The following is a 14,838-nucleotide window of genomic DNA, read 5'->3' on the forward strand; positions in this document are numbered from 1 at the left end:
GCGGCGGAGAAGCCCTCGGACCTGGACCCGGCGCTGCCCGCGGCCGCGACCCTTCCCGCGGCCTGCGGCACGCTGAGCGCCTCTCAGATGGGTGCCATGCCCGAGGGCGGGGCCGACACCGGGGTGGAGACCGCCACCGGCAACGGTGCTGCCGCCGGCTTCGCCGTGGCCGGTGGCGGGGCCCTGGCCCTGGCCGGCTCCGCGCTCGTGGCCCGCCGCCGCGCCCGCGCCTGACACCGGTTGACACCCCCGAGAAGAGGCATGACCCCATGACGGGCTCCGGCACCGGCCGCCGCGCAGGACTGATGGCCTGCGCGGCGGCCGCCGCCCTCCTGTTCACCGGGTGCGCCGGCACCTCCGCCCCGGAGGACGGGACCACCAGCTCGGCACCGTCGGCGGTGGCGAGTTCCACCGCTGCTCGGACCGACCCCGCCTCGACGGGCACCCCGGCACCGTCTGTCTCCACCGCACCGGGCCCGGCTGCGGCGGCGACCCCCACGGCCGCGCCACCACCGGTGCCGGCTGCCTCCGACCCGGTCTCGCTGACGATCCCGGTTGCCGGTGCCAAGTCCGAGCTGCTGCACCTGGGGCTGCGCGAGGACGGCTCGCTCGAGGTCCCGCCGGAGGGACCCGGGTCCCCAGCGAGCTGGTACACCGGGTCCCCGGCCCCCGGCGAGCGCGGACCCGCCGTGCTGCTGGGCCACGTCAACGCCACGGGCGGCGGTCCCGGGATCTTCGCGGACCTCCGCGCCCTGGAGCCCGGGGACCGGGTCGAGGTGGCTCGCCAGGACGGCACCACCGCGGTCTTCGCCGTCGACCGCGGGGAGCAGTACGGCAAGGACGACTTCCCCACCCTGGAGGTCTATGGCAACACGGAGGGCCCCGAGCTGCGGCTGATCACCTGCGACGGCTACGACCCGGCCACCGGGGAGTTCGACGACAACTACGTGGTCTATGCATCCCTGGTGCGCTGAGCGGCGCCGCCGGGGGCACGGCGGCGGGCAGCACCGCCCGGGACGACGACGGACCCCGCCCGCCGTGCGCTCGGCGCGCGGCGGACAGGGTCCGATCCGGTCCTGGGACCCGGGAGCCGCTCAGTTGCGGGGGCCCTGGTGCTGCCCCTCGTCGCCGGGCACGTGACCGGGCCGGTCGGTCGCAGCCGGTCCGCCCGGCCGCCCGTCCGGGCGCTCGCCGGCGGCCGGTCCGCCCGTGGTCGGGCCGCCGGGCGTCCGGTCGCCGGGGGCGTGGCCCCCGCCGAGGAACTGCCGTGCCTTCTGCTGGACCGTGTCCACGTGGCGCTCGTACTTGCGCCCGGTGCGCTTGTCCACGAAGCTGCCGGCCTGGTCGAGGACCTTGTCGACCTTGTCCGGGTTGCGCTGGGCGAGCTGCTTGGCCTTGGCCGTGAGCCCCTTGAAGTTCACCATCACGTCTCCTTCCGGGAGTGCTCACCGCGCGCGGGACCGCGGCGGTGCTGCCACCAGTCCATCATGCGCGGCTGTCCGCCGGCTGGCCGGTGCCGGGGGCTCAGTGCTCCTGCCCGACCACGTGCTGGAAGCGCAGCAGGTTGTCGGGGTCGTAGAGCGCCTTGGCCCGCACCAGACGGGCGTAGACCTCCTCGGACCACGCCCGGGCGTGCTCGCGCTCCCCGCCCGGGACCCCGTGCATGTTCACGAACGCCCGCCCCGTGGACCACGGGGCCATGGCCTGCAGGATCTCGGCCAGCGCCCGGGGCGTCGCCTCGGCCACGTGGGGCGCGAGCCAGCCGATGAGCTCCAGGAAGAACGCCGCGTCCCGCCCCGAGACCGCGTCCTGGAGGCCGTCCGTCCGGGTGAAGGCTCCACCCATCAGACGGATCCCCACCTCCGGCAGCGGGCACCGGCTGCCGGGCCCGGCACGCTGGAGCAGCGTCATGACCGCGGCGGCGTCGAACTCCCGCAGGAACTCCCCCGTGAGCACGTAGAGACCCGGCTCGGTGGCATCCATGTGCACCTGGTCGATGTCCCGGTAGTCCATGGGACCCACGAGGTCCAGGACCGGCCGGGCGACCTCCCGCATCGGCGCGAGGACCCGTGCTCCCTCGCCCTCCGGGCCCACCCAGCAGAAGCGCAGGTGCACCAGCATCTGCTTGTGCAGCTGCTCGGGAACGGCCGGGTCGTGCGGCATCCAGCGCAGGGCCACGGACGTCGAGGCGCGCTCCGGCAGGGCGGGCGCCCACCGGCTGAAGGCGCTCAGCACCTCCTGGGCGTCCGTGCCGGGGTAGAAGATCCCGCCGCCGTAGAGATCCTCCAGCGGGACGAGGTCGAGGGTCATGGAGGTGACGAAGCCCAGGTTGCCCTTGCCTCCGCGCAACAGGGCGAACAGCTCCGGCTCGTGCCGGGAACTCACGCGGCGAAGCCGTCCGTCGGGGGTCACCACGTCGAGGCTCAGGAGGTGGTCGGCGGCGAAGCCGAAGACCCGCCCGAGGACCGGCAGCCCGCCGCCCAGGGTGTAGCCGACCGCCCCGGCGTCGCTGGCCGAGCCGTTGAGGACCGCGAGCCCGTGCGGGGCGACCGCGTCGATCACGCGGCGCCATCGCACGCCGGCGCCGATCCGCGCCGTCCGGCGGCGGGGGTCGACCTCGAGCTCCTGCATCCTGTTGGTCGTCACCAGCAGCCCACCGTCCATGGGCTGGTCCGCGCCGTGGCCCGTGGATTGGATCCCGACGGGCTCGTGGTGGGCGGCGGCCCACTGCATCGCGGCCACCACGTCGGCGGTGTCGGCCGCGCCGACCACCACGTCCGGGCGGTGGACGCTGGCCAGGTTGAAGCCGGCGACCTCCTGCGCGAAGCCGTCCTCGTCCGGCAGCAGGACCGGGCCGCGGACCTGCCGGTGGAGTTCCTCCACGTCCGCTCTCAAGATCATGGCGGGCCCCCTCGGCACCGACGATCCGCAGTGCGGGGCCGGACGGTCCCGCGCGCGCCGCAGAACGGGTCCATTCTCCCACGCAGGTCCGCCGATGCGCCCTCCGGACCGTGCACGGAATCTTCACGGAGCTCCGGGCGGGACGGCCCGGTCCGGCGTGGCCGGAGCGGGCCGCAGGGAGGGTCAGCCGCGCTCGAGCGGCAGGGCGGGCGCCAGCCGGCGCAGGGACGTGAACGTGGGCACGAGCGCCTCGTAGAGCTGCTCGAACACCGGTTGCAGGGACGCGTGGACCGCGGCGTCGGCGGGTTCCGGGCGCACGACGGACTCCACCTCCACCAGGTCCGAGGCCACGTCGACGGACTCGATCAGCCCGAGCGCCTGCATCCCGAGCAGCGCGGCGCCGAAACCGGAGCCCTCGTGGCCCGAGGCGAACGAGATGTCCGTGCCGAGGACGTCGGCGAGCAGCTGCCGCCACAGCGGGCTGCGGGCGAAGCCCCCGGTGGCGCGGATCTGCTCCACGGCCAGACCGGTCGAGCGCATCGACTGCAGGACCAGGCCGAGCTGCTGGCACACGCCCTCCAGGGCCGCGCGCACCGGGTGCTCGCGGCGGTGGGCACGGGTCAGCCCCACGTAGGCGCCCTGGGGCAGGGAGCTCCAGTGCGGGGCGCGCTCGCTCAGCAGGTAGGGCAGCATGAGCAGCCCCCCGGACCCGGCCGGGACGCTCGCCGCGAGCGCGAGCAGCTCCTCCTCCGGCTCCTCCCCCAGGTCGGGGGCGAGGGCGTCCCCGGCCCAGCCGAGGACCACGCCGCCGTTGTTGATCGCCCCGCCGACCACCCAGCGCCCCGGGGTCAGGGCGTAGCAGAAGACCCGTCCCAGCGGGTCCACCACGGGACGGTCGACGACGACGCGCAGCGCACCGCTCGTGCCGATCGAGCAGGCCGCGACCCCGGGCCGGACCGCGCCCAGGCCGAGGTTGGCCAGCGGACCGTCGCTGGCCCCCACCACGACCGGCGTGCTGACGGGCAGCCCGGTGGCCCGGGCCCCCTCGTCCGTGAGCCCGGGCAGGACGTGGGTGGTGGGCACGAGCTCGGGCAGCTGCTCGGGCAGGATCCCGGCGTGGGCGAGGGCCTCGGCGTCCCAGACCAGCTCGTGGATGTTCATGAGGCCGGTGGCCGAGGCGACCGAGTGGTCCACCACGAGCGCGTGGCACAGCCGCAGCAGCACGAACTCCTTGATGCCGGCCCAGAACGCGACGCGCTCGCACAGCTTGGGCTCCTGGTCGTGGAACCACACGAGCTTGGGCAGCGGGGACATCGGGTGCACCGGCGTGCCCGTGCGCCGGTGCAGGGCGAGCCCGCCCGCGCTCGCGCGCAGCCGTTCCGCCTGGACGCCGGCCCGGGTGTCGGCCCAGGTGACGAGCGGGGTGAGGGGCACGCCCTCGGGTGAGAGGCCGAGCAGGCTGTGCATCGCGGCGCTGAAGGACAGCCCGGCCACGCGCTCCGTCCCGACCTCCTCGACCACCGCTCGGACGGTGTCCAGCACCGCCTGCAGGATCAGCTCGGGGTCCTGCACGGCGTGGCCGGGGTGCGGCTCCTCCAGCGGGTAGCCGACGGAGGAGGCGGCGAGCTGCTCCCCGCCCACGGCGAAGGCCACCGCCTTGGTGCTCGTGGTGCCGATGTCGACGCCCACCACCACGGGGTCCGGGTGCGCGGTGCCGGCCGGGCCGGGCATCAGCGCCGCTCCCTGTCGGCCAGGGAGACGAGGACCTTGCCGGAGACGGCGGAGTCGCGGGCCGTGGTGAAGGCCTCGACGGCGCGGTCGGCGGGGAACTCGTGCGTGACCACGTCCTCGATCCCCGGGCGCGCTGCGAGCAGGTCGATCGCCTCGTCGATCTCGTCATCGAACCGGAAGGAGCCGCGCAGCTGGAGCTCCTTGGAGACCAGCGGGGCCAGGTTCACGGGCCGCGCCTCGTCCGGCACCATCCCCACCTGGACGACGACGCCGCCGCGGCGGGCGCCCAGCAGCACGGGGCTCACGGCCGCCGGCACGCCGGAGCACTCCAGGACCACGTCGAACGCCCCGGACGGGATCTGCTCGGCCCCCACCCGGACGGTGCCGTGCACGCCGAGCCCGCGCGCCCGCTCGAGCGGGCCCTCGAGGACGTCCGTGGCCACGACCTCGGCCGCGCCGCGGGCCAGGGCCGCCGCTGCGGCGAGCAGGCCGATCGGCCCGGACCCGGAGACGAGCACACGCCGGCCGGTCACGTCCCCGGCCACGGTGAGCCCGTGCAGCGCCACGGCCAGCGGCTCGGCGAGCGCGGCCCGGCGCAGCGGCAGGCCGGCCGGGAGCACCCGGACCATGTCGCGGCGGACCAGCAGGTACTCGCTCATCCCGCCCTGGGTGTGCGGCCGGGTGGAGGCGCTGCCCAGGTAGGCCCCGCCGGGCCACAGGTGGCGCCGGTCCCCGATCCCGGGCTCGGGCGTGCCGAACGTGGCCGGGTGGACCGTCACCGGCGTGCCGGGCGCCAGCTCGCCGGCGGGGTCGAGGTCCACCGTGCCGGAGACCTCGTGGCCGGGCACGAGGGGCTCCCGGACCACGTACTCGCCGTTGGCGCCCTCGGCCCAGTAGTGCAGGTCCGACCCGCACACCCCGCCGTAGGCGATCCGGAGCCGGAGCTGCCCCGCGGCGGGCTCCGGGGTGGGCACCTCCTCGACGCGCAGGTCGTCCTTGCCGTGGATCACGATGGCCTTCATGAGCTCTCTTCCTGGTGCGTCCTGGGGCGCCGCCGCAGGGCGGTGCGTGTCGAGCGGGGCGGGGCGGTGCTGCGGTTCAGAGGACGGAGGTCATGCCGCCGTCGACCAGGACGTTGTGCCCCGAGACGAAGCTGGAGGCGTCCGAGCACAGGTAGACCAGCGTGCCCACGAGCTCCTCGACCTGCCCCCAGCGCCGGGCCGGGGTGCGCTCGACCACCCAGCCGTTGAACGTCTCGTCCTCGATCAGCGCCTGGTTCATCTCGGTGGCGAAGTACCCGGGCGAGATCGCGTTGACCTGGATGTTGTGCCGGGCGAGATCCGCGGCCATCCCCTTGGTGAGCATGACCACCCCGCCCTTGGTCGCCGAGTACGGGGCGATGGTCTGCCGCGCGAGCACCGACTGCACGGAGCCGATGTTGACGATCTTGCCCGAGCCCCGTTCCTGCATGCCGGGGACCACGGCCCGGGACACGTGGAACACGCTCGAGAGGTTCGCCGCGACGATGTCCTCCCAGTCCTGGGCCGCGAACTCGGCGAAGGGGGCCCGGCGCTGGATCCCGGCGTTGTTCACCAGGATGTCGGGGACGCCGTGCTCGGCGAGGACCGCGTCGATCCCCGTCCGGACCGCCTCGGCGTCGGTGAGGTCGAAGGCCGCCGTGCCCGGGGCCGTGCCCGTGCCGGCGGCGATCGCGTCGCGCACCCGGGCGAGGGCGTCGGCGTCGCGCCCGTGCAGGACCACGCGCGCGCCCGCCTCGGCGAGGCCCGTGGCCAGGGCCCGCCCCAGCCCCCGGGAGGACCCGGTGACGAGGGCGAGCCGGCCGGTGATGTCGAAGACGCTGTTCATGTCCACCTCAGGCGATGTAGAAGATGACGAGGACGAAGGCGAAGCCCACCACGGACTCGAGGGCCTGCTGCACGGTCCACGTCTTCAGCGTGGTCTTGACGTCCATGCCCATGAGCCGGCCGACGAGCCAGAAGCCGGAGTCGTTGACGTGGCCGGCGAAGACCGAGCCGGCCGCGGTGGCCAGGACCACGGCGGCGACCTCCACGGAGTTGAAGTCGCCCGCGGCCACGGCCGGGGCCATCAGCCCGGCGGCGGTCACGAGGGCCACGGTGGCCGAGCCCTGGGCCAGGCGCAGGACGACGGCGATGAGGTAGGCGGCGAAGATGACGGGCAGGCCGATGCCGTCCAGCGAGGACGCCAGCGCGTCGCCGATGCCGGAGGCGCGCAGGATGCCGCCGAACATGCCGCCGGCGCCGGTGATGAGGATGACGGAGGCGACCGGGCCCAGGGAGGAGTCGACGACCTTCTCCAGGGCGGTGCCGTGCTCGCCGCGGCGGGTGCCGAGGACGAACAGGGCCACGAGGACCGAGATCAGCAGGGCGACCGGGGACGCGCCGATCATGGAGAGCACGGGGAACCACGGGGCGTCCTCGGAGACCGTGCCGGCGGCGCGGAGGAAGTCCAGGCCGGTGTTCATGAAGATGAGCACGAGGGGCAGCAGGAGCAGGGCGATGATGGTGCCGACCTTCGGCGGGTTGGCCGGCTGGTCGTCGTCGACGTCGCCGAAGAAGCCCGGGACGGGCAGGACGTACTTGGAGCCCACGCGCTTGCCCCACAGGTACGCCGAGAGGTACCAGAGCGGGAAGGCCAGCAGCAGGCCGACGAGCAGGACCATGCCCAGATCGGCGCCGTAGAGCTCGGTGGCGGCCACGGGGCCGGGGTGCGGCGGCACGAAGACGTGCATGACCGAGAACGCGCCGGCGGCGGGGATGCCGTAGAGCAGCACGTTGTTGCCGCTCACGCGGCGGGCGACGGCGAAGATGATCGGCAGCATGACCACCAGGCCGGCGTCGAAGAAGATCGGGAAGCCCATGATGAGCGAGGCGACACCGAGGCCGAAGGGGGCCCGCTTCTCGCCGAAGAGGTCCACGAGCTTGTCGGCGAGCACCCGGGCGCCGCCGCTGTGCTCCACGAGCTTGCCGAGCATGGCGCCGAGACCGATGAGCAGAGCCACCGAGCCGAGCGTGCCGCCGAAGGCGGTGACCGCGGTGTCCACGATCAACCCCGTGGGGATGCCGGTGGCGAACGCCGTGAGCAGCGCCACGAGAATCAGGGTGAGGAAGGCGTGCAGCTTGAACTTGATCACCAGGACCAGGATCAGTGCGATGGCCGCTGCCGCGATCGCCAGCAGCGGCGCGGTGCCGAGGGTCTGTGTCCAGTCTTCCACTGAGTTTCTCCGTTGGTCTCGTGCCTGCGCGCAGGCCATGGGGTCTCGTCGTGAGCCACGACACACGCTAGGCTGGCAGAAAGATCATACTTTTGGCAACAGGGTGGGCGCTGCCGCGCCGCACATGACGGACGGAGCGTCCATGCACGGGGTGGAGCAGCACAGCGGGGTGCTGGACCGGCTCGGCGAGAGCATCGCCTCCGGAGCGCGGGGGCCGGGCACCGTCCTGACGCTCGCGGTCCTCGAGGAGGAGTTCGGGGTCTCCCGCACGCTCGTGCGGGAGGTGGTGCGCGTGCTCGAGTCCATGGGCATGGTGGAGTCCCGGCGGCGGGTGGGCGTCACCGTGCGTCCGTCGCGGGACTGGAACCCGTTCGACCCCCGGCTGATCCGGTGGCGGCTCGGCGGCCCGGGGCGGGACGAGCAGCTGCGGAGCCTCACGGAGCTGCGCACCGCGATCGAGCCCGCGGCCGCCCGCCTGGCCGCCGTCCGGGCCGACGAGCCCACCCGGCGGCGCCTGGTGCAGCTCGCCGCCCGGCTGCGGGAGCTCGGCGAGGCACGCCGCGGCACGGACCCCGAGTACCTGGAGGTGGACACCGCCTACCACGCGCTGCTGCTGGAGGCGAGCGGCAACCCGATGCTCGCCGCCCTGCAGGACGTGGTGGCCGAGGTGCTCTCCGGCCGCACGACGCTGGGGCTCATGCCCCGCTCCCCGGACCCCGGGGCGCTCGAGAACCACGTGGCCACGGCCGCCGCCGTCGCCTCCGGGGATGCGACGGCGGCCGAGGCCCGGGCGCGCGCCGTGGTGGTGGAGGTGCTCGAGGGGGTCGTCGACAGGACGGACGCACCCGACGGGCAGCCGTGACGGGCGGCCGCTCGCCTGACCTCGGGGCACAGCTCCGCGGCCACGGTCCGCGCCTCGGGCGAGCGCTGCCCCGTGTGCTCGGCTGCGCGAGTCCGCGAACCGTCCGGAGGGGTGGCCAGCGCCCCCGCCCGGGGACCAGGATGGAGGGGTACCCCCGGTGGGCAGCGCCCCGCCGGAACCGCTCGACGGAAGGAACGATCATGGTGGACATGGGAGGATTCGCGGACAAGGCGAAGAACCTTGCGGACCAGCACCCGGACAAGGTGGAGCAGGGCATCGACCGCGGCGGCGACGCCGTCGACGAGCGCACCGGCAACAAGTACGAGAGCCAGGTCGACACGGGCCAGGACAAGGCCGGGGACTTCCTCGGCACCGGCGAGCAGGACCAGAAGGACCAGCAGCAGAACTGATCCGCAGCGGCTGACCGCAGCCCCCGCCCGCCGTCCGGCGCGCGGGGGCTGCGGCGCAGCGCACCCGTCCTGCGCGGGATCGGGGCTGACGGCGATGCGGCCGTGCCCGGTCGCCGCCGGCCGCGACTCGGTGCAGGAGGACCGGACCGGGAGGAGCTCAGCCGAGCACTGCGGCGAGGTAGGGCGCGGTCCGGCTCTGCGCGCACCCGGCCACGTCCGCCGGGGTGCCGGCGCACACGATCCGCCCGCCGGCCTCGCCGCCGGACGGGCCCATGTCGATCACCCAGTCCGAGGACGCCACCACGTCCATGGCGTGCTCCACCACCACCACGGTGTTGCCGGCGTCCACCAGGCGGTTCAGCTGGCGCAGCAGCAGCTGCACGTCCTGCGGGTGCAGTCCCGTGGTGGGCTCGTCCAGGAGGTACAGGGTGTGGCCGCGCCGGGCCCGCTGCAGCTCGGTGGCCAGCTTGATCCGCTGCGCCTCGCCCCCGGAGAGCTCGGTGGCCGGCTGACCGAGCCGCAGGTAGCCGAGCCCCACGTCGAGCAGGGTGCGCAGGCTGCGCGCGGCGGCCGGGACGTCCGCGAGGAACTCCGCGGCGGTCTCCACGCGCATGCCCAGGACGTCGGCGATGCTCCGGCCCCGGTCGGTGACCTCCAGCGTCTCGGGGTTGTAGCGGGCGCCCCGGCAGTCGGGGCAGGGCCCGTAGGTGCCGGGCAGGAACAGCAGCTCGACGGCCAGGAAGCCCTCGCCCTGGCACGTCTCGCACCGGCCGCCGGTCACGTTGAAGGAGAACCGCCCGGCGCCGTAGCCGCGGGCGCGCGCCTCGTCGGTGGCGGCGTACAGCTTGCGGACCGCGTCGAACAGCCCCGTGTAGGTCGCCAGGTTGGAGCGCGGGGTCCGGCCGATGGGCCGCTGGTCCACCCGGATCAGCCGGTCCAGGTGCTCCAGGCCCTCGACCGCGCCCACCCGGGCCCCGGCGGCGGGCGCCGCGTCGTCCCCGGGATCGGTGGACTCCGGGTCGGCGGGCTCCGGAGCCGCCCCGCCGTGCACGTGCCGGCCGACCGTCTCGGCCAGGACCTGGCTGACCAGCGTGGACTTGCCCGAGCCGGAGACGCCGGTGACGGCGGTGAGCACGCCCAGCGGAATCTCCGCGTCGAGGTCCACCAGGTTGTGGCGCGTCACCCCGCGCAGCCGCAGCCGCCGGCCGACCGGGCGGGGCGTGCGCTCCGCCGTCGTGGTCTCCCGGGACCCGTCCGGGGAGCCGTCCGGGAACAGAAACGGGCGCGTGGCGGACTCCGCCACGTCGGCCAGGCCGGGGACGGGCCCGCTGTACAGCACCGAGCCGCCGCGGTCCCCGGCCTGGGGCCCCACGTCCACCACCCAGTCGGAGCGCCGCACCACGGCCATGTCGTGCTCCACCACGAACACCGAGTTCCCGGAGGCCTTCAGCTCCTCGAGCACGGCCAGCAGCGGCTCGGCGTCGGCCGGGTGCAGGCCCGCCGAAGGCTCGTCGAGGACGTAGACCACGCCGAAGAGCCCGGAGCGCAGCTGGGTGGCGATCCGCAGCCGCTGCATCTCCCCCGGGGAGAGCGTGGGCGTGGACCGGTCCAGGCTCAGGTAGCCCAGGCCCAGGTCCAGGAGCACCTGCAGCCGGGCGAGCAGGTCCTTGGCGATGGTCACCGCGGCTTCGCTGCGCTCCCCCGAGAAGACGGCCCGGGAGGCGGTGCCGGCGTGCTCCAGGGCCGCCGTGGGCCGGACCACCTCGGCCAGCTCGCCCAGGGACGCCCCGTTGAGCTCGGCGATGCTCCGTCCCGCGAAGGTCACGGCGAGCGCCTCGGGGCGCAGCCCGCTGCCGGCGCACCCGGGGCAGGGTCCCGTGACCACGTACTGCAGCACGCGCTCGCGCATCTGCTGGCTCGCGGAGTCCGCCAGGGTGTGCAGGACGTAGCTCTTCGCGCTCCAGAACCGGCCCCTGTACGGCTTCGCCACCCGGTCCCGCTGCGGGGTGACCTCCACGACCGGCTGCTCCTCGGTGAACAGGATCCAGTCGCGCTCCTCCCGCGGCAGCTCGCGCCAGGGGACGTCGACGTCGTGGCCCAGGTGGCTCAGGATGTCGCGCAGGTTCTTGCCCTGCCACGCGCCGGGCCACGCCGCGATGGCCCCGTCCCTGATGCTGAGCACCGGGTCCGGGACCAGGGAGGACTCGGTGACGTCGTGCACGGTGCCCAGCCCCGAGCACCGGGGGCACGCGCCGGCGGCGGTGTTGGGCGAAAAGGCGTCCGAGTCCAGGCTGCCCGCGGCGGAGTCCGGGTAGGTGCCCGCCCGGGAGTAGAGCATGCGCATCGAGTTGGACAGCGTGGTGAGGGTGCCCACCGTGGAGCGCGAGCTCGGCGCGCCGCGCCGCTGCTGCAGTGCGACGGCGGGCGGCAGTCCGGTGATCCCCTCGACCGCGGGGTTGTGCCCCTGCTGGATCAGGCGCCGCGCGTAGGGCGCCACGGACTCGAGGTAGCGCCGCTGCGCCTCGGCGTAGATGGTGCCGAAGGCCAGGGAGGACTTGCCCGAGCCGGAGACGCCGGTGAAGGCGACGATCGCGTCGCGGGGGACGTCCACGTCCACGTGGCGCAGGTTGTTCTCGGAGGCTCCCCGGACCCGGACCATGCCGGTGCGGGTGGTGTCGGGGGCCGGGGCGGTGTCGGGGTGGGTGCTCACCGCCTCCACCCTAGCCACCGTCGGGGCCGGGCGAGGACTCAGCGGGTGAGGTGCCGCTCCCGGCCGACCGACCACGCCGTGTCCCCGGGGGCGGGGTCCACGCCCCAGGCGGACCACTCGTCCAGGCCGGTGAACCAGCCGGCCCCGTCCCGGCCGGCGACCACGAGGGCCGTCGCGAGCACGCCGGCCAGCCGTGCGTCCGGGCCGACGACCGTCGCGGACCGGGCGCCCGCAGCGGGTCGCCCCGTGAGCGGATCGACGATGTGCGCCGGGCGCTCGGTCGTGCCCGAGGTCGACACCGCGCCGTTGCCGGGCAGCACGGTCCAGGTGACGGCGCCGGCGTCCTCGGGGTGGCGGATCCCGACCGCCCAGGGCTTCCCGGGCCCGGCGGACCCGCGGGTCACGACGTCCCCGCCGGCTTCCACGCAGACGTTAGCGCACCCGGCGCGGACGAGGTCGTCGGCGATCCGTTCCGCGGCCCACGCCATGACGTAGCCGGAGGGGTCGAAGCCGCCGCGCACGGCCCAGGGGTCGAAGCAGCCGTCGGTCAGCTCCCGGGCCTCCCGGCAGCGCTGGAGCACGTCCAGCAGGGCGCCCTGAGCGGCGTCCCACCGGCTGAGCCGGCGCTCGTCGAGCAGACCGGACCGGAGCGCCGTCACCAGCGAGTCGGGGCGGTAGGTGGAGAAGACGGCGTCGACCCACCGCATGTTGGCCACGGCCGTGCCCAGCGCGTGCTGCACCGCGGGCTCGGGGGGCAGGCCCTCCCCGCCGGCGCGGACGTCGATCGTCACGGAGGTGCCCCAGATCAGCTCGCGGTGGCGGCGACACCGGCCCTCGGGGCGGCGCAGCTCGACGGCGGGGGCGCTCACAGTCCGGCCCTCTCCAGGAGCTCCCGGCAGACCGTGCGGTAGCCCTTCACGGCGGGGTCGGCGCCGCTCACGGCGTCGACCCGCGCCGGCTGCCTCGTGAGAGTCTCCTCGTGGAGGACGGGGACGGCGCGGTCGTCCGGCCACTGCGGGGGGCGTGGGGGGAGAGATGTGCAGTCGATGATTTCGACTATAGATCTGGAGGTGGTGCCGGGCACTGGACTATTGGGCAGAGTTTCCGGGCCGGTGACGCGGAGCGGCCCCGGCCCTGCACCGGTGCAGGAACGGGGCCGCTCGTCGGTCCTGCTAGTCGGAGATCTGGATGACCTGGAGCGGCAGGTTCGTGCCCGTTCCGCAGAACTGCGTCTCGCACTCCTGGATGAACCCGGAGATGACGGCAGGACCCTCGTCGAAGGCCATGTTGAAGGCCAAGACCTGGTAGTCCATCTCGACCTCGCCGCCCTCGCAGATCCACTGCTCGAAGTAGCTGCCGTTGGCGATCCGCCCCTCGGAGACCCGCTGGGTCATGTTGAGGGAGACGAAGATGTTGCTCCCCGCCGTGCACGACACCGTGTAGGTGCCCTGGACGGCCGCCCCCTCCGCGATCCGCGTGGCATCGCTGATGTCGTAGATCTCCATCGCCTGCGCCGGTGCGGCGGCGACGAGACCGACTCCTGCCGCGAAGGCGGCGGCCGTGACGGCCCTGGTGGTTCTTCTCATTGTTCTGTCCCATCCGGTGGAGAAGCGAGGACCGCTTCGCGACTGGTGCCGGCCCGCGGCGCGTTCCCCCGAACGCCCCCCGAGCCCCGTGTCTGGTGCGACGTCACCAACGTAATCGCAGGTCAGGGGTCATCGGCCAACTGGGGCCAAGATGACGGACACGATTCGGACACGGTCCTGGTGCGGCCGCGGCGGCCGGACACCGCCCCGGAAGGGGACGCGGGACTCGGCGCGGCTCAGAACGCGTCGTCGATGGTCACCGGCCGGCCGTGCCGGTCGTAGTAGTAGACCCCCTGCGTCTCCGGCGCCTCGTCGGCGAGCTCCTCCGGGGACTGCGCCGGCAGGGGCCTGCCGTCCTGCCGGGCGCCGAGCGCGAGCACACCGACGGCCACGAGCAGCAGGAGCACCACCGCGACCAGCGGTCCCACCGGCACGGCGCGGACGAGGACGGCCAGGACCACGGTCAGCGCGAGGAGCAGGAGCAGGGCGCCCGTGGCCACCGGCTCGAACTCGCGGCCGGGGCGCGCGGCCCCCGGCTCGGCCGAGGACCGGCCGGAGAAGTCCGGCAGCCGGGGCAGCTCGGGAAGGAGCGGAGTGGTCACGACGGGCCTTTCGCGTGCGGCTCTCCCCGGAGGATCGGACCCGGGGATGAGCGGCTCCGGGAGCGACCTCGACCGGGGTCCCCCGGTCGCCCCCGCAGGAGTTGCTTCCATCCTGGACCGTTCGCACGCCCGGGGCCTGCCCACTCTTGTGGGGCGACGGGAGCCGGAGAGCGCGGTCGGGAGCGGAGGGGCCGAGGGCGGCGGCGGACGCGCGCAGGACCGGGTCAGGGGCTCCGTACCGTCCTCGCGGCCCACCGGCTGAGCCGGCCGAGCGGTGCGGTGAGCTCTGCCGACAGCTCCCCCGGCACCGCCGGCCAGGCCCAGCGGTTCAGCCGTCGTCCTCCTGGTGGTCCTCCTCCGCGGGATGCTCGCCCTCCGTGGGACCCTCGCCCTGCGTCGAGGCGTCGTCCTCGATCGCGTCGGTGGCCTCGTCGCCGGCGGTCTCCTCGCCCCCGGCGGGGGCCTCCTGCTCCGTGTTCTCCTCGCCGCCGGACCCGGAGTCGTCGCACCCCGCAAGTCCCAGGGCGGCGAAGGACAGGAACCCGATCGCCAGCATCCTCCGCCACCATGCCTCGCCTGCCGCTGCAGCCATGACCCCTCCTCCGTGGTTCTGCGTGGACCCTCAAAGATAAGCACGCTTGCCAACTCGGTTCAAGGGCCGGGGAGCCGATTGACGGAACATGCTCAGCCGGGACCCCGGTCGGGACCGGTACGGTCGGAAGCGGGACCGGCGCCGTCCGCCGGGGGCGATCCGCCCGCTTCCTCCGCCCGGGAACGAGAGGC

General features: G+C 74.5%; 14 protein-coding genes and 1 pseudogene. 4 read left to right on the plus strand and 11 right to left on the minus strand.

Annotated features, from left to right (window positions below; genetic code table 11):
• Together ACFYE1_RS15570 and ACFYE1_RS15575 are read left to right on the plus strand one after the other, a co-directional pair.
• Window positions 1-234: pseudogene (locus tag ACFYE1_RS15570) on the plus strand (hypothetical protein); the annotation flags it as partial.
• Window positions 235-269: 35 nt separating this feature from the next.
• Entirely contained in the window at window positions 270-974 is a 705-nt protein-coding gene (locus ACFYE1_RS15575) for a class F sortase (protein ID WP_387744813.1), read from the plus strand.
• A gap of 120 nt (window positions 975-1,094) precedes the next feature.
• Here ACFYE1_RS15575 and ACFYE1_RS15580 read toward each other — a convergent pair whose 3' ends face one another.
• From ACFYE1_RS15580 to ACFYE1_RS15605, 6 genes are all read right to left on the minus strand, one after another.
• On the minus strand, window positions 1,095-1,424 hold the full coding sequence (locus tag ACFYE1_RS15580) for an antitoxin (RefSeq protein WP_387744816.1): 330 nt from the start codon (window positions 1,422-1,424) through the stop codon (window positions 1,095-1,097).
• Between the two features lie 100 nt (window positions 1,425-1,524).
• Window positions 1,525-2,901: an FAD-binding oxidoreductase gene (locus ACFYE1_RS15585; protein WP_387744819.1), complete on the minus strand. Its 1,377-nt coding sequence runs from the start codon at window positions 2,899-2,901 to the stop codon at window positions 1,525-1,527.
• A gap of 183 nt (window positions 2,902-3,084) precedes the next feature.
• Window positions 3,085-4,632, minus strand: a complete 1,548-nt coding sequence (locus tag ACFYE1_RS15590) for a gluconokinase (RefSeq protein WP_387744822.1) — start codon at window positions 4,630-4,632, stop codon at window positions 3,085-3,087.
• Window positions 4,632-5,654 (minus strand): zinc-binding dehydrogenase, encoded by a 1,023-nt coding sequence (locus ACFYE1_RS15595; protein ID WP_387744825.1) that lies wholly within the window; start codon window positions 5,652-5,654, stop codon window positions 4,632-4,634. Before ACFYE1_RS15595 ends, ACFYE1_RS15590 begins: the two co-directional genes overlap by 1 nt.
• 76 nt (window positions 5,655-5,730) lie before the next feature.
• Window positions 5,731-6,498 (minus strand): SDR family oxidoreductase, encoded by a 768-nt coding sequence (locus ACFYE1_RS15600; RefSeq protein WP_387744828.1) that lies wholly within the window; start codon window positions 6,496-6,498, stop codon window positions 5,731-5,733.
• Window positions 6,499-6,505: 7 nt separating this feature from the next.
• The gene (locus ACFYE1_RS15605) at window positions 6,506-7,885 is read right to left on the minus strand and encodes a GntP family permease (protein ID WP_387744831.1); all 1,380 of its coding nucleotides are present in this window, start codon (window positions 7,883-7,885) and stop codon (window positions 6,506-6,508) included.
• Between the two features lie 142 nt (window positions 7,886-8,027).
• On the opposite strand from ACFYE1_RS15605, the gene ACFYE1_RS15610 reads away from it, so the two are divergent.
• Both ACFYE1_RS15610 and ACFYE1_RS15615 read left to right on the plus strand, forming a co-directional pair.
• Window positions 8,028-8,747, plus strand: coding sequence for a FadR/GntR family transcriptional regulator (locus ACFYE1_RS15610; RefSeq protein WP_387744833.1), 720 nt, complete (start codon window positions 8,028-8,030; stop codon window positions 8,745-8,747).
• A 200-nt stretch (window positions 8,748-8,947) separates the two neighbouring features.
• Window positions 8,948-9,157, plus strand: a complete 210-nt coding sequence (locus ACFYE1_RS15615) for an antitoxin (RefSeq protein WP_387744836.1) — start codon at window positions 8,948-8,950, stop codon at window positions 9,155-9,157.
• Window positions 9,158-9,314: 157 nt separating this feature from the next.
• On the opposite strand, the gene ACFYE1_RS15620 is transcribed toward ACFYE1_RS15615, so the two are convergent.
• The 5 genes from ACFYE1_RS15620 to ACFYE1_RS15640 form a co-directional block, all read right to left on the minus strand.
• Window positions 9,315-11,816, minus strand: a complete 2,502-nt coding sequence (locus ACFYE1_RS15620) for an ABC transporter (protein ID WP_387744904.1) — start codon at window positions 11,814-11,816, stop codon at window positions 9,315-9,317.
• Between the two features lie 89 nt (window positions 11,817-11,905).
• On the minus strand, window positions 11,906-12,736 hold the full coding sequence (locus tag ACFYE1_RS15625) for an FAD:protein FMN transferase (protein WP_387744839.1): 831 nt from the start codon (window positions 12,734-12,736) through the stop codon (window positions 11,906-11,908).
• A 303-nt stretch (window positions 12,737-13,039) separates the two neighbouring features.
• Window positions 13,040-13,453 (minus strand): hypothetical protein, encoded by a 414-nt coding sequence (locus tag ACFYE1_RS15630; RefSeq protein WP_387744842.1) that lies wholly within the window; start codon window positions 13,451-13,453, stop codon window positions 13,040-13,042.
• Window positions 13,454-13,689: 236 nt separating this feature from the next.
• Window positions 13,690-14,055: a hypothetical protein gene (locus ACFYE1_RS15635; protein WP_387744845.1), complete on the minus strand. Its 366-nt coding sequence runs from the start codon at window positions 14,053-14,055 to the stop codon at window positions 13,690-13,692.
• Between the two features lie 328 nt (window positions 14,056-14,383).
• The gene (locus ACFYE1_RS15640; protein WP_387744848.1) at window positions 14,384-14,647 is read right to left on the minus strand and encodes a hypothetical protein; all 264 of its coding nucleotides are present in this window, start codon (window positions 14,645-14,647) and stop codon (window positions 14,384-14,386) included.
• Window positions 14,648-14,838: the final 191 nt, after the last annotated feature.

The organism is Kocuria nitroreducens (genome assembly GCF_042879195.1).
GTDB classification, from domain to species: domain Bacteria; phylum Actinomycetota; class Actinomycetes; order Actinomycetales; family Micrococcaceae; genus Kocuria; species Kocuria nitroreducens.

Coding starts and splice junctions, on each gene's coding strand:
- ACFYE1_RS15620 (WP_387744904.1), bottom strand. CDS start 11,816: ATGGTCCGGGTCCGGGGAGCCTCCGAGAACAACCTGCGCCACGTGGAC.
- ACFYE1_RS15615 (WP_387744836.1), top strand. CDS start 8,948: ATGGTGGACATGGGAGGATTCGCGGACAAGGCGAAGAACCTTGCGGAC.
- ACFYE1_RS15575 (WP_387744813.1), top strand. CDS start 270: ATGACGGGCTCCGGCACCGGCCGCCGCGCAGGACTGATGGCCTGCGCG.
- ACFYE1_RS15580 (WP_387744816.1), bottom strand. CDS start 1,424: ATGGTGAACTTCAAGGGGCTCACGGCCAAGGCCAAGCAGCTCGCCCAG.
- ACFYE1_RS15610 (WP_387744833.1), top strand. CDS start 8,028: ATGCACGGGGTGGAGCAGCACAGCGGGGTGCTGGACCGGCTCGGCGAG.
- ACFYE1_RS15640 (WP_387744848.1), bottom strand. CDS start 14,647: ATGGCTGCAGCGGCAGGCGAGGCATGGTGGCGGAGGATGCTGGCGATC.
- ACFYE1_RS15590 (WP_387744822.1), bottom strand. CDS start 4,632: ATGCCCGGCCCGGCCGGCACCGCGCACCCGGACCCCGTGGTGGTGGGC.
- ACFYE1_RS15585 (WP_387744819.1), bottom strand. CDS start 2,901: ATGATCTTGAGAGCGGACGTGGAGGAACTCCACCGGCAGGTCCGCGGC.
- ACFYE1_RS15600 (WP_387744828.1), bottom strand. CDS start 6,498: ATGAACAGCGTCTTCGACATCACCGGCCGGCTCGCCCTCGTCACCGGG.
- ACFYE1_RS15595 (WP_387744825.1), bottom strand. CDS start 5,654: ATGAAGGCCATCGTGATCCACGGCAAGGACGACCTGCGCGTCGAGGAG.
- ACFYE1_RS15630 (WP_387744842.1), bottom strand. CDS start 13,453: ATGAGAAGAACCACCAGGGCCGTCACGGCCGCCGCCTTCGCGGCAGGA.